This is a genomic window from Burkholderia metallica, from assembly GCF_902832845.1.
Classification (GTDB): Bacteria; Pseudomonadota; Gammaproteobacteria; order Burkholderiales; family Burkholderiaceae; genus Burkholderia; species Burkholderia metallica.
The window spans coordinates 143,752-166,538 of record NZ_CADFDB010000004.1 but is presented as its reverse complement, the minus strand read 5'-3'; the positions used below and the strand labels follow the sequence as shown (position 1 = coordinate 166,538).

General features: G+C 65.7%; 22 protein-coding genes and 1 pseudogene. 8 read left to right on the top strand and 15 right to left on the bottom strand.

All coding sequences use genetic code 11. The features are described 5' to 3' along the window. Positions 1 to 17: 17 nt before the first annotated feature. From HWX08_RS13600 to mug, 9 genes are all read right to left on the bottom strand, one after another. Positions 18 to 1,643, bottom strand: a complete 1,626-nt coding sequence (locus HWX08_RS13600; RefSeq protein WP_107311696.1) for a phospholipase D family protein — start codon at positions 1,641 to 1,643, stop codon at positions 18 to 20. A 349-nt stretch (positions 1,644 to 1,992) separates the two neighbouring features. Beyond that, positions 1,993 to 2,754 carry a metalloprotease LoiP gene (loiP, locus tag HWX08_RS13595; RefSeq protein ID WP_069257584.1) on the bottom strand — a complete coding sequence of 254 codons (762 nt, stop codon included), beginning with the start codon at positions 2,752 to 2,754 and terminating at the stop codon, positions 1,993 to 1,995. Between the two features lie 285 nt (positions 2,755 to 3,039). After that, positions 3,040 to 3,246 carry a hypothetical protein gene (locus HWX08_RS13590; protein WP_174921029.1) on the bottom strand — a complete coding sequence of 69 codons (207 nt, stop codon included), beginning with the start codon at positions 3,244 to 3,246 and terminating at the stop codon, positions 3,040 to 3,042. A gap of 109 nt (positions 3,247 to 3,355) precedes the next feature. Then, positions 3,356 to 4,099 (bottom strand): acetoacetyl-CoA reductase, encoded by a 744-nt coding sequence (gene phbB, locus HWX08_RS13585; RefSeq protein ID WP_069257586.1) that lies wholly within the window; start codon positions 4,097 to 4,099, stop codon positions 3,356 to 3,358. Positions 4,100 to 4,317: 218 nt separating this feature from the next. After that, positions 4,318 to 5,499: an acetyl-CoA C-acetyltransferase gene (locus HWX08_RS13580; protein ID WP_069258071.1), complete on the bottom strand. Its 1,182-nt coding sequence runs from the start codon at positions 5,497 to 5,499 to the stop codon at positions 4,318 to 4,320. Positions 5,500 to 5,788: 289 nt separating this feature from the next. Continuing rightward, a complete protein-coding gene (phaP, locus tag HWX08_RS13575) occupies positions 5,789 to 6,373 on the bottom strand; it encodes a TIGR01841 family phasin (RefSeq protein WP_174921466.1) in 585 nt (194 codons plus the stop codon). A 508-nt stretch (positions 6,374 to 6,881) separates the two neighbouring features. After that, positions 6,882 to 7,646 (bottom strand): ParA family protein, encoded by a 765-nt coding sequence (locus tag HWX08_RS13570; RefSeq protein ID WP_174921467.1) that lies wholly within the window; start codon positions 7,644 to 7,646, stop codon positions 6,882 to 6,884. Between the two features lie 102 nt (positions 7,647 to 7,748). Beyond that, the gene (locus HWX08_RS13565) at positions 7,749 to 8,372 is read right to left on the bottom strand and encodes a DNA-3-methyladenine glycosylase (protein WP_174921468.1); all 624 of its coding nucleotides are present in this window, start codon (positions 8,370 to 8,372) and stop codon (positions 7,749 to 7,751) included. Then, positions 8,359 to 8,907 carry a G/U mismatch-specific DNA glycosylase gene (gene mug / locus HWX08_RS13560; protein ID WP_174921469.1) on the bottom strand — a complete coding sequence of 183 codons (549 nt, stop codon included), beginning with the start codon at positions 8,905 to 8,907 and terminating at the stop codon, positions 8,359 to 8,361. The genes HWX08_RS13565 and mug overlap by 14 nt, the downstream gene beginning before the upstream one ends. 458 nt (positions 8,908 to 9,365) lie before the next feature. On the opposite strand from mug, the gene HWX08_RS13555 reads away from it, so the two are divergent. The 6 genes and pseudogenes from HWX08_RS13555 (at position 9,366) to arsN2 (ending at position 13,047) form a co-directional block, all read left to right on the top strand. Further along, the gene (locus HWX08_RS13555; RefSeq protein ID WP_174921513.1) at positions 9,366 to 9,701 is read left to right on the top strand and encodes an ArsR/SmtB family transcription factor; all 336 of its coding nucleotides are present in this window, start codon (positions 9,366 to 9,368) and stop codon (positions 9,699 to 9,701) included. After that, positions 9,698 to 10,154: pseudogene (locus HWX08_RS13550) on the top strand (ArsI/CadI family heavy metal resistance metalloenzyme); the annotation flags it as partial. The gene HWX08_RS13555 and the pseudogene HWX08_RS13550, both read left to right, overlap by 4 nt. A gap of 67 nt (positions 10,155 to 10,221) precedes the next feature. Beyond that, the gene (locus HWX08_RS13545) at positions 10,222 to 10,716 is read left to right on the top strand and encodes an arsenate reductase ArsC (protein WP_174921470.1); all 495 of its coding nucleotides are present in this window, start codon (positions 10,222 to 10,224) and stop codon (positions 10,714 to 10,716) included. Between the two features lie 64 nt (positions 10,717 to 10,780). Then, positions 10,781 to 11,854, top strand: a complete 1,074-nt coding sequence (gene arsB, locus HWX08_RS13540) for an ACR3 family arsenite efflux transporter (RefSeq protein WP_174921471.1) — start codon at positions 10,781 to 10,783, stop codon at positions 11,852 to 11,854. 20 nt (positions 11,855 to 11,874) lie between these two features. Next, positions 11,875 to 12,597, top strand: a complete 723-nt coding sequence (arsH, locus tag HWX08_RS13535; RefSeq protein ID WP_174921472.1) for an arsenical resistance protein ArsH — start codon at positions 11,875 to 11,877, stop codon at positions 12,595 to 12,597. 21 nt (positions 12,598 to 12,618) lie between these two features. Further along, a complete protein-coding gene (gene arsN2, locus HWX08_RS13530) occupies positions 12,619 to 13,047 on the top strand; it encodes an arsenic resistance N-acetyltransferase ArsN2 (RefSeq protein WP_174921473.1) in 429 nt (142 codons plus the stop codon). A gap of 229 nt (positions 13,048 to 13,276) precedes the next feature. Here arsN2 and HWX08_RS13525 read toward each other — a convergent pair whose 3' ends face one another. Further along, a complete protein-coding gene (locus HWX08_RS13525; protein WP_174921474.1) occupies positions 13,277 to 13,840 on the bottom strand; it encodes a single-stranded DNA-binding protein in 564 nt (187 codons plus the stop codon). A 100-nt stretch (positions 13,841 to 13,940) separates the two neighbouring features. Continuing rightward, positions 13,941 to 15,128 (bottom strand): MFS transporter, encoded by a 1,188-nt coding sequence (locus HWX08_RS13520; RefSeq protein ID WP_174921475.1) that lies wholly within the window; start codon positions 15,126 to 15,128, stop codon positions 13,941 to 13,943. Positions 15,129 to 15,391: 263 nt separating this feature from the next. On the opposite strand from HWX08_RS13520, the gene uvrA reads away from it, so the two are divergent. Further along, entirely contained in the window at positions 15,392 to 18,277 is a 2,886-nt protein-coding gene (uvrA, locus tag HWX08_RS13515; RefSeq protein WP_069257592.1) for an excinuclease ABC subunit UvrA, read from the top strand. Between the two features lie 252 nt (positions 18,278 to 18,529). After that, on the top strand, positions 18,530 to 19,615 hold the full coding sequence (locus tag HWX08_RS13510) for an AI-2E family transporter (protein ID WP_069257593.1): 1,086 nt from the start codon (positions 18,530 to 18,532) through the stop codon (positions 19,613 to 19,615). A gap of 90 nt (positions 19,616 to 19,705) precedes the next feature. Here the strand turns inward: HWX08_RS13510 and purU are convergent, their stop codons facing one another. The 4 genes from purU to HWX08_RS13490 form a co-directional block, all read right to left on the bottom strand. Further along, complete coding sequence (purU, locus tag HWX08_RS13505) at positions 19,706 to 20,590, bottom strand: formyltetrahydrofolate deformylase (protein ID WP_069258072.1); 885 nt, start codon at positions 20,588 to 20,590, stop codon at positions 19,706 to 19,708. 80 nt (positions 20,591 to 20,670) lie between these two features. Further along, complete coding sequence (locus HWX08_RS13500) at positions 20,671 to 21,537, bottom strand: NUDIX hydrolase (RefSeq protein WP_174921476.1); 867 nt, start codon at positions 21,535 to 21,537, stop codon at positions 20,671 to 20,673. Positions 21,538 to 21,542: 5 nt separating this feature from the next. Beyond that, the gene (locus HWX08_RS13495) at positions 21,543 to 22,157 is read right to left on the bottom strand and encodes a LysE family translocator (protein WP_069257595.1); all 615 of its coding nucleotides are present in this window, start codon (positions 22,155 to 22,157) and stop codon (positions 21,543 to 21,545) included. Between the two features lie 50 nt (positions 22,158 to 22,207). Next, complete coding sequence (locus HWX08_RS13490) at positions 22,208 to 22,774, bottom strand: adenine phosphoribosyltransferase (protein ID WP_069257596.1); 567 nt, start codon at positions 22,772 to 22,774, stop codon at positions 22,208 to 22,210. Positions 22,775 to 22,787: the final 13 nt, after the last annotated feature.

Here is a 22,787-nt window from a genome sequence, read left to right as displayed (position 1 = left end):
GGAGCGCTTCCGGCCCCTTAAAGCTGGTCGTCCACCGGCAGCAGCATGAAGACGCCGGTCATCAGGTTGCGCATCAGGCCCGCGTGCGGATCGACGTGATAGACGGCCGTCTGGCCGTTGTCCGTGCCCGTCCATTCGAGTTCGGGTGACCCGCCGCCCGCCGGCGTGACGAGGCTCACGCGATAGCTTTCGTCCGGCTGCGTCACGCGCGCGAAGATCGTCGCGACCTGCTCGGCCAGCGTCGGGCTGTGGATCACGAGCGCCAGCTCGGTGTTCAGGTGCGCGGAGCGCGGATCGAGGTTCATCGAACCGATCACGAGGATCTTCCGGTCGATCACATACGCCTTCGCATGCAGGCTCGCGCGCGAGCGGGTTCCGAACAGGCGCGGGCGCGGCCGGCCCGGCTGCGCCTTGAACTCGTACAGCTCGACGCCGTGCTGCAGCAGCGGCACGCGGTACGGCCCATAGCCGGCCTGCACGGCGATCGCGTCGGTCGCCGCGAGCGAATTGGTCAGGATCGCGACGCGCACGCCGCGCGCGGTCGTGTCGCCGAGGATCTTCACGCCCGCATCGTGCGGCACGAAGTAGGGCGAGAACGCGAGGAATTCACGCTGCGCGCCGCGCATCAGCTCGACCAGGCGCTGCATCGGCGGGCTCACGTACGCGTCGGTCGGGCGCGCGATCTTGTCGGGCGCGTCCACCTTGAACTCGGCGGGCGCCCACACGAGCGCGAGCTCGTCGCGCGCGATCTGCTGCGCGAGCGGCGTCGCGTTCAGCGGCTTCGCGTTGTACGGCTCCGCGTTCTCGCGCCAGTGGCTGCGCAGCTCGTCGCGTGTCGCGTCGAGGTCCTTCGGGTCGAACGACTGGTGATTCAGCACACGCAGCGGATAGCTGCTCGCGCTCGACCAGTAGGTGTCGAAGCTCGCCGAGATGTCGTTCGTCACGGGGCCCGCGGCGAGCACGTCGAGATCGCGGAACTGCAGCGTCGGGCTCGCGCTGAAGTATTCGTCGCCAAGATTGCGGCCGCCGACGATCGCGAGCTGGTTGTCCGCGATCATCGCCTTGTTGTGCATCCGGCGCGTGAAGCTGTCGATCCGCGTGAAGAAGTTGGCCGTCCGCTCAACCATCCGCTGCTGCGACGCGCCGAACGGATTGAACACGCGGATCTCGATGTTCGGGTGGGTGTTCAGCGCGGCCATGATGCGATCGATGTCGCGGAAGTTCAGGTCGTCGACCAGCATCCGCACGCGCACGCCGCGATCGGCCGCGTACAGCGCCGCGCCAAGCAGCAGCTTGCCCGTCGTGTCCTCGGTCGCGATGTAATACTGCATGTCGAGCGTTTTCGTCGCGGCCCGTGCGAGCGCGATGCGCATCTGCAGCGCCTCGGCGCCTTCCGGCAGCAGCCGGAAGCCCGACTGGCCGGGGTGTGCGGCCTCGGGCGCGGCCAGCGCGTCGTGCAGCGGCGTCGCGGTGTCGGCGGGCAACGCGTGGGAAACCGGGCGATCGAGCGAGGTGGCGGGCGGATGCGTCGCGCACGCGGCGACGGTCGACAACAGCGCGCAGACGGCGAGCGCGCGGGCCGGGCGGTACGCAGCGCGCCACGACAGCGCGGCCGGCGCGCGCCGGATCAAAGACATGAACACGGAAGCTTCCTCGTCTGGCGGAACACAATGCCCGCATGCGCCGCGACGCGCGGCTCGCGCACGGTTCCGGCCGATTCTAGAGGGCGCCCGATGAACCGGTCAATCGCGCGGGCGGCCGGCGGCCTCGTCGCGTCGGGCGGCGCCGCCGCACTCGCCGACCTGGTCTCGGGGGTGGGCAGCGCGATCCTCGTGACCGCGCTGATCTCGGGGGCGCTGCTGCGGATGAAGCTGCGCGACGCGCTCGTCACGTTCGGCGAGACGCACAAGAAACAAGACCCCACGCCCGAAGAGCGTGGGGTCTTCATTTCGCCGGCCGGTCGCCCGCTTCGGCAGGCGACCGGTCGTGCGATCAGCTGCCCTTCGCGATGCGATCCTCGATGTGCTGCGCGCGGCTCGTCGACGACGGGTGCGAGCTCATCATCGAGCTTTGGCCGCCGTCGAGCTTCGCCAGCTTCTGGAACGCGGTGACGAGGCCCTTCTGCGGCATGCCCTTCTGTTTCATCAGGTCGAACGAGTAGTCGTCGGCCGCGCTTTCCTGCGTCTGCGAGAACTGCGCGTTGATGAACTTCTCGGTGATGTCGCCGAGCTGCGAGCTCGTCAGCGCCGCCACGCCGGGCGAAGCCGCGCCGGCCGCGGTGCGCGCCGCGCTGACCGCGTAGGCCGTCTGCATCGCCTTCTTCGAGTGACCGAGTGCAACGTGGCCCATTTCATGGCCGATCACGCCGCGCAGCTCGTCGTCGTTCATCATGTCCATCAGGCCGCTGTAGACGCGCACGCAGCCGTTGCCCATCGCCCACGCGTTGACGTCCTTGGTCATGTAGACCTTGTAGTTGATCTTCTGGCCGTTCAGCGTCATGTCGCCGAAGCCCTTCATCACCTTGGTCAGACGCTTCGCGTACGCGCTGTTCGCCGGCGCGACCTTCGATTCGGCATCGCTCGACTTGCACGATTCGTTCGACAGTGCGGCGATGTCGGCATCCGACAGCGTCGCTGCTTTGTACAGGCTGGCCCCCGCCGACGTCAGGCTGTTCGCGTCAAGGCTCTGCACCCCGCCGCATGCGCTCAACAGAAACGCCACGCCACACGCTGCCACCGCTTTCTTGAGTTGCATCCCGTTATCCCTCGATAGTTGTATTTGGGAGCGGCGATTTTGCATAATCCGGCAGAAAATTACCAGATGTTTACATCAGATGACACCTTCATTACGGGGATGAAGCGACGTGCCGGGGCCAGATAGCCGACGAAAAACGGCGCAATCGCCCAGGCCGCGAGCATCGGATCGGGAAACGGGCCCGCTCAGGGGGCCGGTCGCGCCGCATCGCGCGCATTGCCCGACCCATGCGCGCGATGCGAGAGCGCTCGTCGACCGTGACGCGTCTCGGCCGCGAAGCCGCCGTCAGCGCGCGCCGCGCATGCGGCGTGCCGGCCCGCCCCGCCCGCGCGTGAAACACCTGCCGTACGCGACGAGCCAGCAATCGCGATGATCGAAATTCCGCAGCAGCCGCGCGCGGCGCCGCTCGAGCCAGTGGAGCGCGACCGCCATCGTCAGCGCGACGGCCAGTGCCGTGCCGCCGATCGCGAGTCCCATCCAGGTGTCGCCCATGCCTTCTCCGGAATGCGAAGCCGAAGCGGCGCGCCTGCCGCCGCCCCGGCACGGGATATTGCGGAACGCGGCCCGGCATGCGCGCGCACGCCGGCCGGGCCGCCGCGCGTCAGTGCATGTGCTGGCCGCCGTTGATCGCGATGTTGGAGCCAGTCACGAAGCCGGCCTCCTCGGAGCACAGGTACGCGACCAGCGCCGCGACTTCCTCGGGCTTGCCGAGACGGCCCACCGGAATCTGCGGGAGGATCTTCGAGTCGAGGATGTCCTGCGGAATCGCCGTGACCATCTTCGTCGCGAGGTAGCCCGGCGACACCGTGTTCACCGTCACGCCCTTGCGCGCGACCTCGAGCGCGAGCGATTTCGTGAAGCCGTGCATGCCGGCTTTCGCGGCCGCGTAGTTGGTCTGGCCGACCGATCCCTTCGAGCCGTTCACCGACGAGATGTTGACGATGCGGCCCCAGCCGCGCTCGATCATGCTTTCGCAGACCGGCTTCGTCATGTTGAACACGGAATCGAGGTTCGTGCGGATCACCGCATCCCAGTTGACCTTGTCGAGCTTGCGCAGCGTCATGTCACGCGTGATGCCCGCATTGTTCACGAGAATGTCGACCGGGCCGACATCTCGCGCGATCTTCTCGATGCATTGCTGGCACGAATCGTGATCGGCCACGTCCACCGGATACGCATGAAACTCGCGGCCGGCCGCATGCATCTCGGTCAGCCAGCGATCCGCGCCGGTGTTGTTCGGCGAATACGTGACGACGACCCGGTGGCCCGCGTCGTTCAACCTGATGCTGACCGCTTCGCCGAGGCCGCCCATTCCACCTGTCACAACTGCAATTCGCTTAGTCATCCTATTAATTACCGAAAAAAAAAGTAATCGATGAAAGCGGGGCGACGGCATCGCACATGCTGCCGCCCCACCGCTTCGATGCGCAACCGCCCGCGTCGCGGACGCGGCACGCACCGGCACCTCGCGCTTGTTGTTGAATGCTTGTCGTGCGCGAAAACCGTTTCGCTGCACGTGCGGCGCTCACCGGCGCCGCACGTGCAGCGGACGTCAGACCCTGCTCACGCGCGCTCGACCGCGAGCGCGACACCCATCCCGCCGCCGATGCACAGCGACGCCAGCCCGCGCTTCGCATCGCGCTTGACCATCTCGTGCAGCAGCGTCACCAGGATCCGGCAGCCCGACGCGCCGATCGGGTGACCGATCGCGATCGCCCCGCCGTTCACGTTCACCTTCGACGTGTCCCAGCCCATCTGCTTGTGCACCGCCAGCGCCTGCGCCGCAAACGCTTCGTTGATTTCCATCAGGTCCAGGTCGCCCGGCGTCCAGCCCGCGCGCTCCAGGCACCGGCGCGAGGCCGGCACCGGGCCCATGCCCATCACGCTCGGATCGACGCCCGCGTTCGCGTACGCCTTGATTCGCGCGAGCGGCGTCAGGCCCAGCGCCGCCGCCTTCTGCGCCGACATCACCAGCACCGCCGCCGCGCCGTCGTTCAGCCCCGACGCGTTCGCCGCCGTCACCGAGCCGTCCTTCGAGAACGCCGGCTTCAGCCCCGCCAGCGATTCCGCCGTCACGCCGTGACGCACGAACTCGTCGGTCGCGAACTGCAGCGGCTCGCCCTTGCGTTGCGGAATCGACACCGGCACGATCTCGTCGTTGAAGCGCCCGGCCTTCTGCGCGGCTTCCGCCTTGTTCTGCGACAGCGCCGCGAACGCGTCCTGCTCTTCGCGCGTGATCCCGTATTCCTTCGCGACGTTCTCCGCCGTGATGCCCATGTGGTACTGGTTGTACACGTCCCACAGCCCGTCGACGATCATCGTGTCGACCAGCTTCGCGTCGCCCATCCGGAACCCGTCCCGCGAGCCCGGCAGCACGTGCGGCGACGCGCTCATGTTCTCCTGCCCGCCCGCGATCACGATGTCCGCGTCGCCCGCGACGATCGCGTTCGCCGCCAGCATCACGGCCTTCAGGCCCGAGCCGCACACCTTGTTGATCGTCATGCCCGGCACCGCGTTCGGCAGGCCGGCCTTGATCAGCGACTGCCGCGCCGGGTTCTGCCCGGAGCCGGCCGTCAGCACCTGTCCCATGATCACTTCGCTGACCTGATCGGGCTTCACGCCCGCACGCTCCAGCACCGCGCGAATCACCGTCGCGCCCAGCTCGGGCGCCGCAATCTTCGCAAGCGAACCGCCGAATTTGCCGACCGCGGTCCGCGCGGCCGATACGATCACTACTTCCGTCATGTCCAGTTCCTGCATCGAAATCAGTTCGTCGTTCTGACGCCGCCCGAGCCGGCCCCGGCAGGCGAGCCCATCCCGAGCCGTTCGGCGAGATGGCGGTCGCACGCCGTCGTCCGGCGCACGGCACCCGTTCGCACGGGCGGCACGCCGGCACGGTTCGCCGGTTCACCGGCGCCTTGCGGCAAACCGGACGTTCGCCGGACACCGCGCGGCACACGCGGCGTCAGGCGCCCTTCGGCGCCGCTCGATCGTGCCGCGCTCTCGTGCGACACGTGCTTGCGCGGCTACGCGATTACGCAGCCGATTCGCGTGAGGCCGCTGCGTCCTTGCGTGCGGCGGCAGCCGTTTGCTTCGCGCCGCGCGTGGCCGTTTCGCTGACCGCGTCGAAACCGCTCTGGGCGGCTTCGATCGCCTGGCCCGTCGCTGCGCGCACGGAGTCGGCCGCGGCGGTCGCCGCGGACAGCGCCGAGTTCAGCGCGGCCACCACCGGCGCCGAGCCGGCCGGCGCGTGCTTCGACAGTTCGCCCAGCACGTCCTTCAGGCGCTTGTCGTTCTGTTCGTATTGCGCTTGCGCGACCTTCGCCCATTCGGACTGCGTCGACACCGCGATGTCGAACAGATGACGGCCGTACGACACGACCTTGCCGGCCGCCTCCTGCGGCGCGGCGACCTGCTGCGCGAAGCCCGCGGCCGGGTTGCCGCTGTTGAACGCGTTCTTCAGCTTGTCCTCGTATTCCTCGAGCGCCGTCCGGGCCGCCTGCAGGTTGAGTTCGACGACAGCCTCGAAACCTTGGATCGCCGGACGGGCGATCGCAAACCACGCCGCGATACCGGATTGATAATCGGCGCTGAGTTTTTCGGGGGCAAATACGGACATCGGGCACGCTCCTGTTAGCTATGCGAGAGACGACGCAAAGAAATTGGAAGCCGGATCGACAGCAGGCCTCCTTATTGACTACCGACTACCCGTCACTTATTTGAGCACGGGAAGAGGAAGGCACCCATTCTAGATCGATTAATTGTCAATTAAATGGCATTAATAGTAGGTGTAAACCCTTATTAGACTCCGGAGTGCCCACCGAACCCGGCGATGCGCCGACGTCGCAGACGGGGGCGGCAATTCATTCTGCCCCGCAATGCCTTTTTACCTTTTTACAGGATAACGGTTCATGACGTCGGGCAACATTCACCAATTCATTATTCCGTTTATTAGAAAACCGGCGCACATTGAAAATGGAGCGGTCACTGATGTAATCGTTTTTTCTGGATTTATTATGAAATCGTTTTCGGTATTACTAATGAATAAATCAATAATCCGACGAATGACGGATTAAAATAAAAAAGACCGCATCATGCGGCCGCGTATCCGTCGGGCGCGGGCCGGATCAGCCGGCCAGTTCCCGATGCAGCGCGAGGAACTCCTGCGCGAGCTTGTGCCCGGGTTCCAGATGGATCACCGGCGTGGACTGCTGATGCGACTCGCGGATCTTCACCGACGCCGACAGCTTCGACGCGAGCACCGGCAACCCTTCTTCGACGAGTTCGTCGACCAGCCGCTGCGGCAGGCTCGCCCGCGGCTGGAACTGGTTGATGACGATCCCTTCCACTTCGAGCGCCTCGTTGTGGTCCTGCTGGATTTCCTTCACGTTCTCGAGCAGCGCGTACAGCGCGCGGCGCGAGAAATCGTCGCAGTCGAACGGGATCAGGCAGCGCTCGACCGCGATCAGCGCCGAGCGCGTATAGAAATTCAGCGCGGGCGGCGTGTCGATGTATACGGCGTCGTACGCGTCGAGTTCGTTGAGCGCGTCGCGCAGCTTGTAGATCTTGTAACGCGATTCGAGCTTGCCGTGCAGCGTGTCGAGATCGGGATGCGCGGGCATCACGTCGAGCCCTTCGAACGGGGTCGGATGGATGAACGACGCGACGTCGACCGAACGGAAGTTGAAGGTCAGCGCGGTTTCGAAGAAACCGGCGGCGCCCGGCTGCGCGTCGGCCGCGGCGTCGCCGAGCAGGTAGCGCGTGGAGTTCGCCTGCGCATCGAGGTCGATCACGAGCGTGCGCAGCCCTTCGCTCGCGCTGATCGCCGCCAGGTTGCAGACGATCGTCGATTTGCCCACGCCGCCCTTCTGATTGAATACGACCCGCCGCATGGCGTCTCCTCGATCGAGAACGTCGAAAGGACAAGCTTAGCCGGTCAATAATGGCGGTCGCGTGACGCAGGTCGAATTGTGCGCAAACGGGCGCGATGTGTATCAGCGGCGCGTCACCGGCCCCGACACGTAGCGGTTGCCCGGCACGCTCCACCGCCACGGCAGGTCCGTGCCGACGCGAATCCCGATGCGCGGCCCGCCCGCCGGATCGACGGGTGGCGCGACGCCGTCGTCGACGATCGCGAACCCTTCGTGCGCGCCGATCAGGTCGACACCATCGTGCGCGCCGCCGATCCCCATCGCCTGGGTCAGCCGCGCGGGCCCCCGGCACAGGTCGCGATCGGGCGTCTGCGGCGGCCGTGCCGCGCGCATCCGTTCGAGCCCGTGCAACGGCTCGAGCGCACGAATCAGCACACCCGTTCCCGCGCCGTCCGGGCCGCACACGCAGTTGCAGCACCAGTGCATGCCGTAAGTGAAATAGACGTACAGGTGCCCGGGCGGCCCGAACATCGTCGCATTGCGCGGCGTCTTGCCGCGGTAGGTATGCGCGGCCGGGTCGATCGCGCCGACATAGGCTTCGACTTCGACGACGCGGCCGGCCCGCCCGTCCGCTGCCGCGAGGATCTTGTTGAGCAGTTGCGGCGCGACGTCGACGGCCGACCGGTTGAAGAAGACGCGCGGCAGCACGGCGCCCGGCCACCGGGGCGCGGTTTCACTGCGCCGCATCCTGTCCCTCGAGTTGAAGGCCGGCAACAGCCTGCACGTGCAGACGAAGCTGACGATATGCGGCGACCAGATCGTCGAGGCCGAACGCGAGGTTTCTGCCGCTCGGATTGGGCAGCACCCAGACGCCCGCCCCCTGCATGCGGGCCGGTTGCAATCCCCAGCCGACTTCTCGCTGCCCGGAAAGCGCTGCGTACGCCGCCTTGCCGAGAAAAGCGACGAAGCGCGGCCCGTAACGCGCGACCTTGTGTTCGAATTCCGCAGCCGCAGCAATGAATTCCGCGCGCGAAAGATGATCGGCACTCGCGGTCGGGCGCTTCACCACTGCCGTCAGGCCGCAGCGATATCCGAGTAGCGCGTGATCGTCCTGCGGCGAAATTTCCACCGGCGTGAAGCCCGCGAGATGAATCACGCGCCAGAAGCGGTTGTTTCTCCCCGCGAAGTGATGCCCGGTCGCGGCCGCGGTCAGGCCGGGGTTGATCCCGCAGAACAGCACGTCGAGATGCGAAGCGATGAGGTCGGGAAGGTCGTCAGCCACGTTTTGCCTTGCGTGCATGGCACATCGATCAGAATGGTTCTGTTCCGGAACCTTGTAAAGTTTGGCGGCGAGCCCATCTCGAGCGCCCTGCGGCAAAGTCGCCGCGTGGAAATCGTGAAGATTGGACCCGGTACCGCGAGCGAGTCGTCGATGCGCAGTTTGCGCTGAAGCGGGATCAATTGCAGGCCCCACCTCAGCGCCAACTTCTCGCGAATCGTAATCGATTCGCCTCGGCTTTCTTCTTCCCGTGTTGTGGACCCAACAACCGGCCGCACGGTTTCTGCGGCGATACGCAAACAGCATCAAGCTGCGCATTGCATTGTCACGCTACTGCCAGGCCGCAACATCGAGCGCGCACAACAGGTGCTCACCCGCTTCGCCCTCCCACCATGGGAGAAGAAGTCGAGGGATGGGCACTGTCCTTGCCTCTTATTCCATATTTCGACTATTATCAAATTATGGAAACGAACCAAACCATTGCCGCCCTCGCAGCACTCGCCCACGAATCCCGCCTCGCCGTGTTTCGCGCACTTGTGCAGGCCGGACCGGAAGGCATGCCGGCCGGGCAGATTGCCACGCTGCTGGACGTGCCGCCGTCGTCGCTCTCCTTTCATCTGAAGGAACTGGCGCATGCGCAACTCGTCACCAGCCGGCAGGAAGGTCGCTTCGTCTTCTACTGCGCGAACTTCGCGACGATGAACGGCCTGCTGGCCTATCTCACGGAGAACTGCTGCGGCGGCAATCCCTGCTCGCCGACCCGCGCGTGCTCCCCGGCCAGCGAGCAACAATCATGAAGCGCCTCCACGTGCCCATCAGCGTGCCGAATCTCGCTGACAGTATCCGTTTCCATTCGACGCCGTTCGCCGCTGAGCCGGCCGTCGTCAATAGCGACTGCGCGATCGCGTCAGTTTCGCGATCTCGCAGCGCGGCGCTGCGACCGGTCCCGATCACCTCGGCGTACAGGTGAAAAATGAAATCGAGCTAGCGGAAATGCACACGCGTCTCAGCGGCGCAGCGCTGCCGGTCGGCCAGCAAATCGGTACCGCGTACTGCTACGCGCGCTCCGGCAAATACTGCACGATCGACCCGCAAGGCATCGCGTGGGAGACGTACGAGACGCCCGGCGCTGTCCCGACCTTCGGTGAATCTCGCAATTCGCAGTCGACGGAATCCAATGCCGCCACCTCCGCTTGCTGTTCCCCTGCGGGCGGCAAGCCGATCGGCGGACGGTGAAATCATCTTGTTGCCGAGGTCCATCCGTAAGTGACGAGCTCGCACGCGGAATCGACCAACAGCAACTTTGGATGCACTGAAATGACCACGAATGTACTGATTCTCTGCACCCACAATTCGGCGCGAAGTGTGCTGTCTGAAGGAATGCTGAATCATTGGGCCGCGAAGCTCGGCAAGGACGTGCGTGCGTATAGCGCCGGCAGCGCGCCGAGCGGTCGCCTCAATCCGTTCGCGCTCGACGCGTTGACAAACGCCGGCGTCGACGTCGACGGATATCGCAGCAAGAGCTGGGATGAGTTCGTAGGCGACGGCGCGCCGGAAATGCGCATCGTCATCACGGTATGCGACAGCGCGGCTGCGGAGACGTGCCCTTACTGGCCCGGCAGCCCCGTCAAGGTCCACTGGGGCTACGCCGATCCGTCGAACGCAGCAGGCGGAGACGATGGCAAGCGCGTTGCGTTCGAACTCACGCGCCAAGCAATCGGCTATCGCATGCTGCAGCTGCTCGCGCTACCGCTGGCCAGCATGAGCGATGCCGAACTCCAGACGGCATTGCTTGAGATCTCGCAAACATGACCATTCGTAGGGCGTTCCGCTGAAACGAGCGGCCGCCAACGACATCAAGACTCAACTCCGTCCAATGAACGCGTCCAACGTCGCCCCGCCGAGCAAGGCCGTCGCAAAGCCTTTCATCAACTTCTTCGAGCGCTACCTGACCGTATGGGTCGCGCTGTGTATCGTCGCCGGCATCGCGCTCGGCCGGGTGCTACCCGGTCTGTTCCAGCAGATCGGCCGGATGGAGTACGCGCAGGTCAACCTCCCGGTGGGCCTGCTGATCTGGGTGATGATCATCCCGATGCTGGTCAAGGTCGAGTTCGGCGCGTTGCATGAGGTCCGTCAACACGTCAAAGGCATCGGCGTCACACTCGTCGTGAACTGGCTCGTCAAGCCGTTCTCGATGGCGTTTCTCGGCTGGCTGTTCATCCGACAACTGTTCGCGCCGATGTTGCCGGCCGACCAGCTCGACAGCTACGTCGCGGGCCTGATCCTGCTGGCCGCTGCGCCTTGCACGGCGATGGTGTTCGTGTGGAGTCGGCTGACGGGCGGCGATCCGCTGTTCACCCTGTCGCAGGTCGCACTGAACGACAGCATCATGGTGATTGCATTCGCGCCTCTGGTTGGGTTGCTGCTCGGCATGTCCGCGATCACAGTGCCGTGGGCGACGCTGCTCACGTCAGTCGTGCTCTACATCATCATCCCGGTCATCCTCGCGCAGATCTGGCGGAAGGTGCTGCTCGCGAAGGGACAAGCAGCGTTTGATGCAGCAATGGCGAAGATCGGCCCGTGGTCGATTGCCGCGCTGCTGGCGACGCTCGTCCTGCTGTTCGCGTTTCAGGGCGAAGCAATCCTGAAGCAACCACTGGTGATCGCGCTACTGGCGGTGCCGATCCTGATTCAGGTGTTCTTCAATTCGGCGCTCGCGTACTGGCTCAACCGCGCGGTCGGTGAAAAGCACAACATCGCATGCCCGTCCGCGCTGATCGGCGCGTCGAACTTCTTCGAGCTAGCCGTCGCGGCCGCCATCAGTCTGTTCGGTTTCCACTCTGGTGCGGCGCTGGCGACCGTCGTCGGTGTGCTGATCGAGGTGCCGGTGATGTTGCTGATCGTGCGTGTCGTCAATCAGTCGAAGGGCTGGTACGAGTGCCGAACCTGAGATCATCCGAGAATTCATCCATGACCGACTACCTGACCGAATTGCCGCAACTCGACGCCGAACAGTTCCGAGTGCCGGACGCCAGCCAGCTGCATCCGCCGTCGCCGTCGACTCATCCGCCGCGGCTCCTGTTGCTCTACGGCTCGCTGCGCGAGCGTTCGTTCAGCCGCCTTCTGGTCGAGGAGGCCGAGCGCCTGCTGACGGCGATGGGCGCCGAGGTACGCGTGTTCAATCCGAGTGGCCTGCCGCTGCCTGATGACGCACCCGACAGTCATCCGAAGGTCGTCGAGCTTCGCGAACTGGTGATGTGGTCGGAAGGGATGGTGTGGTGTTCGCCGGAACGACATGGCGCGATGACCGGAATCATGAAGTCGCAGATCGACTGGATTCCGCTGTCCGTCGGTGCGGTGCGGCCGACGCAAGGCAAGACGCTCGCCGTGATGCAGGTGAGCGGCGGTTCTCAGTCGTTCAACGCGGTGAATCAGATGCGCGTGCTCGGGCGCTGGATGCGCATGCTCACCATCCCGAACCAGTCGTCGGTGGCGAAGGCGTTCATGGAATTCGACGAAGCGGGACGAATGAAGCCGTCTGCGTATTTCGATCGCGTGGTGGACGTGATGGAGGAACTGGTGAAGTTCACGTTGCTCACGCGGGACGTCGGCCCTTATCTGGTCGATCGATACAGCGAGCGAAAGGAAAGCGCTGAGGAACTGTCGAAGCGTGTGAATCAGCGAAGTATCTAGAATCCAGTTCAAGGAGTGACGATGGATATCCGCCCCGCCACTGTCGACGACCTAGCGCCGATCGAAACACTGCTGCGTCAATGTAGCCTTCCCGTCGTTGGCGTCAGCGATCATTTGCACAATTTTGTGGTCGCGATGGAAGGCTCAACGATGTGCGGATGCGGTGGCCTTGAGCACTATGGCGACGCTGCACTCCTGCGCTCCGTTGCGGTGGCAAAACATGCACGCGATTCCGGTTTGGGGCAACGTATCGTGTCGCGGCTAGTCGCCGCGTGTCATTCGCTACAGGTTCGGTCGCTGGTGCTTCTCACCACGACCGCAGAACACTATTTCACCGTTCAGGGCTTCGTGCGTGTTGCCCGCGACGACGTACCGCCCTTGGTGCTGGCTTCAAGTCAATTTCAGGGCGTATGTCCGGGGTCGGCCGTTTCGATGGTGCGGATTCTCTAGATACCGGGACGGGCGCCAGGATATCGGCGCTACGCCGATCGATCGAATCCATGCCTGGACTTTCGTCCCCACCCGTAGAGACAGGTTACGGACCCGTCTTTTACCGATCAGGCGCGTTCCACTTAGATCGAATAACGTGCAAACGAAAAAAGACCCGAACACCCAGGCTAAATCGTTGATTTAGCTCGGAAATTCGGGTCCATCCTTACACCAGGAACTCGCGTTCCTTTTAGAACGGAATATCGTCGTCCATCTCGTCGAAGCCGCCGCCGGCCGGTGCGCTCGGACGGCTCTGCGCGCCGCCGCCAGCACCGCCACGCGCCGCGCCGCCGGCACGACCGCCGCCACCACCGCCACCGCCGCGCTCCATCTGCTCGCCGCGACCGCCGCCGCCGCCGCCACCGTAGCCGCCGCCGTAACCGCCTTCGTCACCACCGCCACCGCCGCCGCCCGCACCACCGCGGCCGCCGAGCATCTGCATCTGGTCGGCGACGATTTCCGTCGAGTAACGATCCTGGCCGTCCTGGCCCTGCCACTTGCGCGTGCGGATGCGGCCTTCGATATAGACCGACGAACCCTTCTTCAGATATTCGCTGACGATTTCCGCCAGGCGGCCGAAGAACGCGACGCGATGCCACTCGGTCATTTCCTTGAAATCGCCGCTTGCCTTGTCCTTGTAGCGGTCGGTCGTCGCGAGACGGATGTTCGCAACCGCGTCGCCGCTCGGCAGGTAACGGACTTCAGGATCGGCGCCGAGATTGCCGACGAGGATGACCTTGTTGACGGATGCCATGTGTTTCTCCAGTAAATTCGATGCCGGGCCGCCCGCGCATGCTGCCGGTGCGGCCCGTCGGCCAGGCCGGCGAGCGCCGCCGGGCCTGCCCGAAACAGGTTCAGGCCTTGCGCGGCGGCGCTTTCATGTTGGCCGCGATTATAAGCCACGCGGCAACGAGCCCCGAACACGTGTAGAACACCGTATTGGCGCCCCCGTGCTTCAGCAGCCAGCCGCCCACGATGCCGCCGAGCGCGAGCCCGATCGACTGCGTGGTGTTGTAGACGCCCGTGGCCGCACCCTTGCGCGAACCGGGCGCGAGCTTCGACACGAGCGACGGCTGCGACGCTTCCAGGATGTTGAACCCGAGGAAGTAGACGAACAGAATCGCCGCCACAATCAGGATGGTATGCGGCGCGCTGCCCAGCAGCAATTGGCCGATCAGGATAGCCAGGATGCCGCCGAGCAGCACCGGCTTCATCTTGCCCCGTTTTTCAGCGACGATGATCGCCGGGACCATCATCACGAACGCGAGCCCCATCACCGGCAGGTAGACCTTCCAGTGCGCGGCGACCGGCAGGCCGCCGTCGACCAGCAGGCGCGGCACGACGAGGAACAGCGCCGTCTGCGTCGCGTGCAGCACCAGCACGCCGAAGTTCAGGCGCAGCAGCTCGACGTTGTGCAGCACTTCCGCGAACGGCGCGGGCACGTGCACGGGCTTCGCCGCGTCGGGCACGATCCACAGCACGACGCCGATCGCGACGATCGACAGCACGCCGACGATCGCGAACAGCCCGCTCATCCCGACCCAGTGGAACACGATCGGCGCGCCGACGATCGCCACCGCGAACGACACGCCGATCGAGCCGCCGACCATCGCCATCGCCTTCGTGCGGTTCTGCTCGGACGTGAGATCGGCGATGAACGCAAGCACCGCGGACGACACCGCGCCCATCCCCTGGATCACGCGGCCGACGATGATCCACGTGATGTCGTGCGCGAACGCGGCGACGAAGCTGCCGAGCGCGAAGATCACGAGGCCCGTGGCAATCACCGGCTTGCGGCCGAACTTGTCGGACGCCCAGCCGTAGAAGATGTAGAACAGCGACTGCGTGACGCCGTAGGCCCCGAGCGCGATGCCGACGAGCAGCACGTTGTCGCCGCCCGGGATGGTTTTCGCGTAGACCGAGAACACCGGCATGATCATGAACAGGCCGAGCATGCGCAGCGCGAAGATCGCCGCGAGCGACGTGGTCGCGCGCAATTCGGGCGCGGTCATGCGGGAAGACGTGGCAGACGGATTGGACATCGGGAATGTATTTCGAATGATCGGAATGTCCGCCCGGCACCGGGCGGCGGAAGATCAGGACCAGCGGCCCGGGAGGCTTGGCGGGCGACACGTCGGGACAGGATTCAGGCAGCCCGCTGGCCGCCCGGAACCGCGCGGCGCGGCCGCTTTCCCGGCGCCGGCGCCACCTTGCTGCCACCTGCTGCTCAGGCTGGGGGCCCCAAACGACGGCCTCGAAAAGCCGTTATAGTAGCAGGTTTGGTTCCCTCCATTTTCGCCAGGTCATGGAACAGATCCGTATTCGTGGGGCTCGTACCCACAACCTGAAAAACGTCAATCTCGACCTGCCGCGCCACAAGCTGATCGTGATTACCGGGTTGTCCGGGTCGGGCAAGTCGTCGCTCGCGTTCGACACCCTTTATGCCGAAGGCCAGCGCCGCTACGTCGAAAGCCTGTCCGCGTATGCCCGCCAGTTCCTGCAGCTGATGGAGAAACCCGACGTCGACCTGATCGAAGGCCTGTCGCCGGCGATCTCGATCGAGCAGAAGGCGACGTCCCACAACCCGCGTTCGACCGTCGGCACGGTCACGGAAATCCACGACTACCTGCGACTTTTGTACGCACGTGTCGGCACGCCGTACTGCCCCGACCACGACATCCCGCTGGAAGCGCAGAGCGTGTCGCAGATGGTCGACGCGGCGCTCGCGCTGCCCGAGGAAACCAAGCTGATGATCCTCGCGCCCGTGGTCGCCGACCGCAAGGGCGAGCACGCCGAGCTGTTCGAGGACATGCAGGCACAGGGTTTCGTGCGCTTTCGCGTGCGCTCGGGCGGCGGCGCCGCGAACGAAGGCGTCGCGAAGATCTACGAGGTCGAGTCGCTGCCGAAGCTGAAGAAGAACGACAAGCACTCGATCGACGTCGTCGTCGACCGCCTGAAGGTGCGCCCGGACATGAAGCAGCGGCTCGCCGAATCGTTCGAGACGGCGCTGCGCCTCGCCGACGGCCGCGCGATCGCGCTCGAGATGGACACCGACCGCGAGTACCTGTTCAGCTCGAAGTTCGCGTGCCCGATCTGCTCGTACTCGCTGCAGGAGCTCGAGCCGCGGCTGTTCTCGTTCAACAACCCGATGGGCGCGTGCCCGGAATGCGACGGCCTCGGCCAGATCACGTTCTTCGACCCGAAGCGGGTCGTCGCGCACCCGTCGCTGTCGCTCGCGGCCGGCGCCGTGAAAGGCTGGGATCGCCGCAACCAGTTCTACTTCCAGATGCTGCAGAGTCTCGCGGCATTCTATGAATTCGACATCGACGCCGCATTCGAGGATCTGCCGGAAAAGATCCGGAAGGTGCTGCTGTTCGGCTCGGGCAAGCAGACGATCCCGTTCTCGTACATCAACGAGCGCGGCCGCACGACGATCCGCGAGCACGTGTTCGAAGGGATCATCCCGAACCTCGAGCGTCGCTACCGCGAGACCGATTCGGTCGCGGTGCGCGAAGAGCTGTCGAAGTACCAGAACAACCAGCCGTGCCCGTCGTGCGACGGCACGCGCCTGCGCCGCGAAGCGCGCCACGTGCGGATCGGCACCGGCGACCACGCGCGCGGCATCTTCGAGATCAGCGGCTGGCCGCTGCGCGACGCGCTCGGCTATTTCGACGGCCTGACGCTCGAAGGCGCGAAGCGCGAGATCGCCGACAAGGTGATCAAGGAAATCGTCGCGCGCCTCACGTTCCTGAACAACGTCGGTCTCGACTACCTGTCGCTCGAGCGCAGCGCAGAGACGCTGTCGGGCGGCGAGGCGCAGCGCATCCGGCTCGCGTCGCAGATCGGCTCGGGCCTGACCGGCGTGATGTACGTGCTCGACGAGCCGTCGATCGGCCTGCACCAGCGCGACAACGACCGCCTGATCGCAACCCTCAAGCACCTGCGCGACCTCGGCAACTCGGTGATCGTCGTCGAGCACGACGAGGACATGATCCGCACGGCCGACTACGTCGTCGACATGGGCCCGGGCGCGGGCGAGCACGGCGGCGTGATCGTGGCCGAAGGCACACCGAAGCAGGTACAGTCGAACCCGCAGTCGCTCACCGGTCAGTACCTGGTCGGCAAGCGCACGATCGAGTATCCGGACGAGCGGCTCGCGCCCGATCCCGAGCGGATGCTGCGCATCGTCGACGCGCACGGCAACAACCTGAAGCACGTCGATCTCGAGCTGCCGGTCGGCCTGCTGACCTGCATCACCGGCGTGTCGGGCTCCGGCAAGTCGACGCTGATCAACGACACGCTGTACCACGCGGTCGCGCGCCACCTGTACGGTTCGTCGGCCGAGCCGGCGCCGCACGAGGCGATCGAGGGCCTCGAGCACTTCGACAAGGTGATCAACGTCGACCAGTCGCCGATCGGCCGCACGCCGCGCTCGAACCCGGCCACGTATACGGGCCTGTTCACGCCGATCCGCGAGCTGTTCTCGGGCGTGCCGACCTCGAAGGAGCGCGGCTACGATCCGGGCCGCTTCTCGTTCAACGTGAAGGGCGGCCGCTGCGAATCGTGCCAGGGCGACGGCGTGCTGAAGGTCGAGATGCACTTCCTGCCGGACGTCTACGTGCCGTGCGACGTGTGCCACGGCAAGCGCTACAACCGCGAAACGCTCGAAGTGCAGTACAAGGGCAAGAACATCAGCGAAGTGCTCGACATGACCGTCGAGCACGCGTACGAGTTCTTCAGCGCGGTGCCGGTCATCGCGCGCAAGCTGAAGACGCTGCTCGACGTGGGCCTCGGCTACATCCGCCTCGGCCAGTCGGCCACGACGCTGTCGGGCGGCGAGGCGCAGCGCGTGAAGCTGTCGCTCGAACTCTCGAAGCGCGACACCGGCCGCACGCTGTACATCCTCGACGAGCCGACCACCGGCCTGCACTTCCACGACATCGCGCTGCTGCTGGAAGTGATCCACCGGCTGCGCGACCAGGGCAACACGGTCGTGATCATCGAGCACAACCTCGACGTGATCAAGACGGCCGACTGGGTGATCGACCTCGGCCCCGAAGGCGGCGCCGGCGGCGGCCAGATCATCGCGCAGGGCACGCCCGAGCAGGTCGCGAAGACGAAGGCGAGCTTCACCGGCAAGTACCTCGCGCCGCTGCTCAAGCGTTCGACCCGCAAGGTCGCGGCGGGCTGACGCCTCCCACCCGGCTCCCTTCCCGCGCGCGGCCGCCCGGCCGCGCGCCCCTTCGCGCACCGCGCGGCCGGCTTCCTCTCGTTTTCCCTTCTGCGTTTACACCATGCGCCAAACGGCCCCGTTGCGGACCATAATGGCGGCTATACTTTACGGTCGTAAGGTTCGCCGTACGCACCAATCCGGTGCAACGCCGGGCGAACACGGCTCTGCTGCGCATGCCGCGGCATGACACACGAACGACAGGAATCCACGATGGAGAAGCAACCAGACTCGTCGCGCGATGCGCAGAATCGCGAACCGCACCTGCGCAGCGTGCGGCTGACGAGCGACTTCAGCCTGCCGAAGCTGTCGGCGCTCGAAATCGGCAGCTATGTGTTCGCGATCCTCGCCATGTGGCTCGTGATCGAACTCAAGCTGCTCGGCGGGCTGCTGGCCGGCCTGCTCGTCTACCAGCTGATCCACACGATCGCCCCCGTCATCGAACGTCACACCACCAGCATGCGCGCGCGCTGGGTCGCGGTCGTGCTGCTGGCGATCGCGATCGTCGGCGCGCTGACGGGCCTGACGATCGGCATCATCGAACACTTCGAGCGCACGGTGCCGAACCTGCAGAGCCTGCTCGACCAGCTGATGCAGATCGTCGAGCAGACCCGCGCCCGCACGCCGGCCTGGATCGCGAACCTGCTGCCCGTCGACGTCGAGCAGATGAAGACGAAGGCCGCCGTGCTGATGCACTCGCACATGGACCAGCTCCAGCAAAGCGGCAAGAGCGTCGCGCGCGGCTTCGGCCACGTGCTGTTCGGGATGATCATCGGCGCGATGATCGCGATCGGCGTCGAGCACGGCAAGGTGCGCCGGCCGCTGTCGACCGCGCTCGTCACGCGCGTGTCGCGTTTCGCCGATGCATTCCGCCGCATCGTGTTCGCGCAGATCAAGATCTCGGCGATCAACGCGGCGTTCACGGGCCTCTACCTGCTCGTCGCGCTGCCGATCTTTCACCAGCGGCTGCCGCTGTCGAAAACGCTCGTGCTCGTCACGTTCATCGTCGGCCTGCTGCCGGTGATCGGCAACCTGATCTCGAACACGCTGATCGTCGCCGTGTCGCTGTCGGTCAGCATGGGCACCGCGATTGCATCGCTGGCGTTCCTCGTGGTCATCCACAAGCTCGAATACTTCCTGAACGCGAAGATCATCGGCGGCCAGATCGAGTCGCGCGCGTGGGAGCTGCTGCTCGCGATGCTGATCATGGAAGCCGCGTTCGGGCTGCCCGGCGTGATCGCCGCGCCGATCTTCTATGCGTACCTGAAGCGCGAGTTGTACCTGCTGCGGCTGATCTGAAAACGCCCGCGCAGCCGGAATAAAAAACGCCGCGCCCCGTGAAGGGCGCGGCGTTTTCGTTTCGAGGCGCGCCGTGCGGCGCCCGGCGAATCAGCGGAACACGACAGTCTTCGTCCCGTTCAGCACGATCCGGTGCTCGACGTGCCACTTCACCGCGCGTGCCAGCGTCACGCATTCGACGTCGCGGCCGATCGCGGTCAACTGGTCGGGCGTCATGCTGTGGTCGACGCGCTCCACTTCCTGCTCGATGATCGGGCCTTCGTCGAGATCGGTCGTCACGTAGTGCGCGGTCGCGCCGATCAGCTTCACGCCGCGATCGAACGCCTGGTAGTAAGGCTTCGCGCCCTTGAAGCTCGGCAGGAACGAATGGTGGATGTTGATCGCGCGGCCGGCGAGCTGCTGGCACAGGTTCGGCGACAGGATCTGCATGTAGCGCGCGAGCACGACCAGATCGGCCTGGTGCTCATCGATCACTTCCAGCACGCGCGCTTCCTGCGCGGCCTTCGCGGCATCGGAGGAGCCGCCGATCAGCGGGAAGTGATGGAACGGAATGTTGTAGCTCGCGGCGAGCTGATAGAACTCCTTGTGGTTCGACACGATCGCCGGGATCTCGATCGGCAGCTGGCCGGTGCGATAGCGGAACAGCAGGTCGTTCAGGCAGTGGCCGATCTTCGACACCATGATCACGACGCGCGGCTTCACCGCCGCGTCGTGCAGTTCCCAGCGCATCGAGAATTGCTCGGCGAGCGGCGCGAATTCGCGGCGCAGCGTGTCGAGCGCGGTCGCGGCATCCGCGCCGCCGCCGTCCTGCTCGAAGTGCACGCGCATGAAGAACTCGCTGGTGCGGCTGTCGCCGAACTGCGCCGAATCGAGGATGTTGTTGCTGCGCTCGAACAGGAAGCCCGAGACCGCATGGACAATGCCGTGCCGGTCGGGGCACGACAGTTTCAAGATAAAGCTGTGATCGGTCGGCATGACCGCTACTCCCTTCGTTTCCGTATTCGTCAAATTGTCCGTTCGCGCCGCCGCGATCCGCGCGCGGCGCGCGGCACGTGTCACGCGGCCGGTGCGAACAGTGCGTCGATGCCGGCCGCGTCGGCCGCCGCAATCCAGCGGTGGCGCAACAGCGTGTCGAGCGTCGCGAGGCTTGCATCCATCGTCGCGCGGCCTGCGCGCAGCCAGCCGATCACCTCGGGCACGCCGGCCAGCAGGTGCTCGGCCACTTCGCCGTCCTGGTTGCGCGGCGCGAAATCGTGCGGCAGCGGCAGGTCGTACACGAAGATCAGTTCGGACTGCGTGCCTTCCGGCAGCGAGTTCAGCACCTGCACCGCACGGCCCGCGATCGCGCGCGCCGCCAGTTCGGGCGGGATGCCGGCCTCTTCCCAGCACTCCTTCGCGAGCGTCTCGTGAACGCCCAGGCCCCAGCCGATGCCGCCGGCGACGACGTTGTCGAGCATGCCGGGGTCGGTCGCCTTGGTCTCGCTGCGACGGCCGAGCCACATCTTCGGCACGGACGCGGCGGGCGGCTCGCCCGGCGTAACCGCATATTCTACGATGCCGTTCACGTGCACCGCATAGGTCTGCGTGCCGAAGAAGCGCGACGCCGCGCGCTCGATGTACGCGAGCGGCGGATCGTCGAAGCGGTTCCGGATCGCGTAGATCTCGTCGCGCCAGCCCGGAATCGCGCCTTCGGCCGCGAGCGCGCCGATCGCACTGGCCAGCGCCATGCTGCGCGCATCCACCGAGTCGTAGCGCGCCGACAGCACGACGCGCTCGCGGCCCAGCTCGAACACGTCGGGCCAGCGCGCGAGCTTCGCGACGTCCTGGCGGCGCACCCAGCCGACCGCCTGGCCGGCGATCTCGAAACGCAGGTGCGCGACCGGATCGAAGCGGCGCGCGGCCGCAATGCACGGAAACGTCATCGCGGTCAGTCCTTTAGCGCCACGCGAATGCCGATCGCGATGAACGTCGCGCCGGCGATCCGGTCGAGCCACACACCGGCCTTCGGGCGACGCTTCAGCCACGCGCCGATCATGCCCGCGCCCACACCGAACAGCGAGAACACCGCGGCCGTCTGCAGCATGAACAGCGCGCCGAGCTCGAACATCTGCAGCGTCACGCTCTGCGCGCCGTGCGGATCGACGAACTGCGGCAGGAACACGACGAAGAACAGCGTGACCTTCGGATTCATCAGGTTGCCGATCACGCTCTGCCGGAAGATCGTGCCGAGCGGTTGCGGCGGGCGCGCGTGCGCATTCGAGAGCCCCTGGCTGCGCAGCGCCTTGATCCCGATCCACACGAGGTAGGCGGCGCCCGCGAGCTTCAGGATCTGGAACGCGACCGGCGACGAACGCAGCACGGCCGCGACGCCGAGCGCCGCGAGCGTCGTGTGGAACAGGATCCCGGCGGTGAAGCCGAGCGCGGCGACGAAACCGGCCGCGCGACCCTGCGAGATGCCGCGTGCGAGCACCTGCAGATTGTCGGGACCGGGCGCGAACGTGATCGCGACCGACGTGGCGAGAAACAGCATGAAGTTGGGCATCGTGACCTCGCTGCGAAGCGTGAACCGGGGCGGGTGAGCCGGGGCGGCGTTCAGTGGCCGGCGAATTCGGTAACGGTATAGACGGGCAGTCCCGCGTTGCGCAGCAGCGCCGAGCCGCCGAGATCGGGCAGGTCGATGATCGCCGCGCCTTCGACCACTTCCGCGCCGAGCCGCTGCAGCAGGTTGCGCCCCGCCATCATCGTGCCGCCGGTCGCGATCAGGTCGTCCATGATGATCACGCGGTCGCCGGGCTTGCATGCGTCTTCGTGAATCTCGACCGTCGCGCTGCCGTATTCGAGGTCGTACGATTCCGAGCGCGTCTTGTACGGCAGCTTGCCGACCTTGCGGATCGGCACGAAGCCGACGCTCAGCTCGTACGCGACGATCGGCGCGATGATGAAGCCGCGCGCGTCGAGGCCCGCGACGTAGTCGAGCTTCGCATCGACGTAGCGCTCGACGAACAGGTCGACGAGGATGCGCAGCGCCTTCGGGCTCTGCAGCAGCGTCGTGATGTCGCGGAACATCACGCCCGGCTGCGGCCAGTCCGGCACCGTGCGGATCTGGCTGTGGATGAAGGCGACCGGATCGAGCGGCGCGCCCGACGACGAATGCGGCATGAAACTCTCCGAA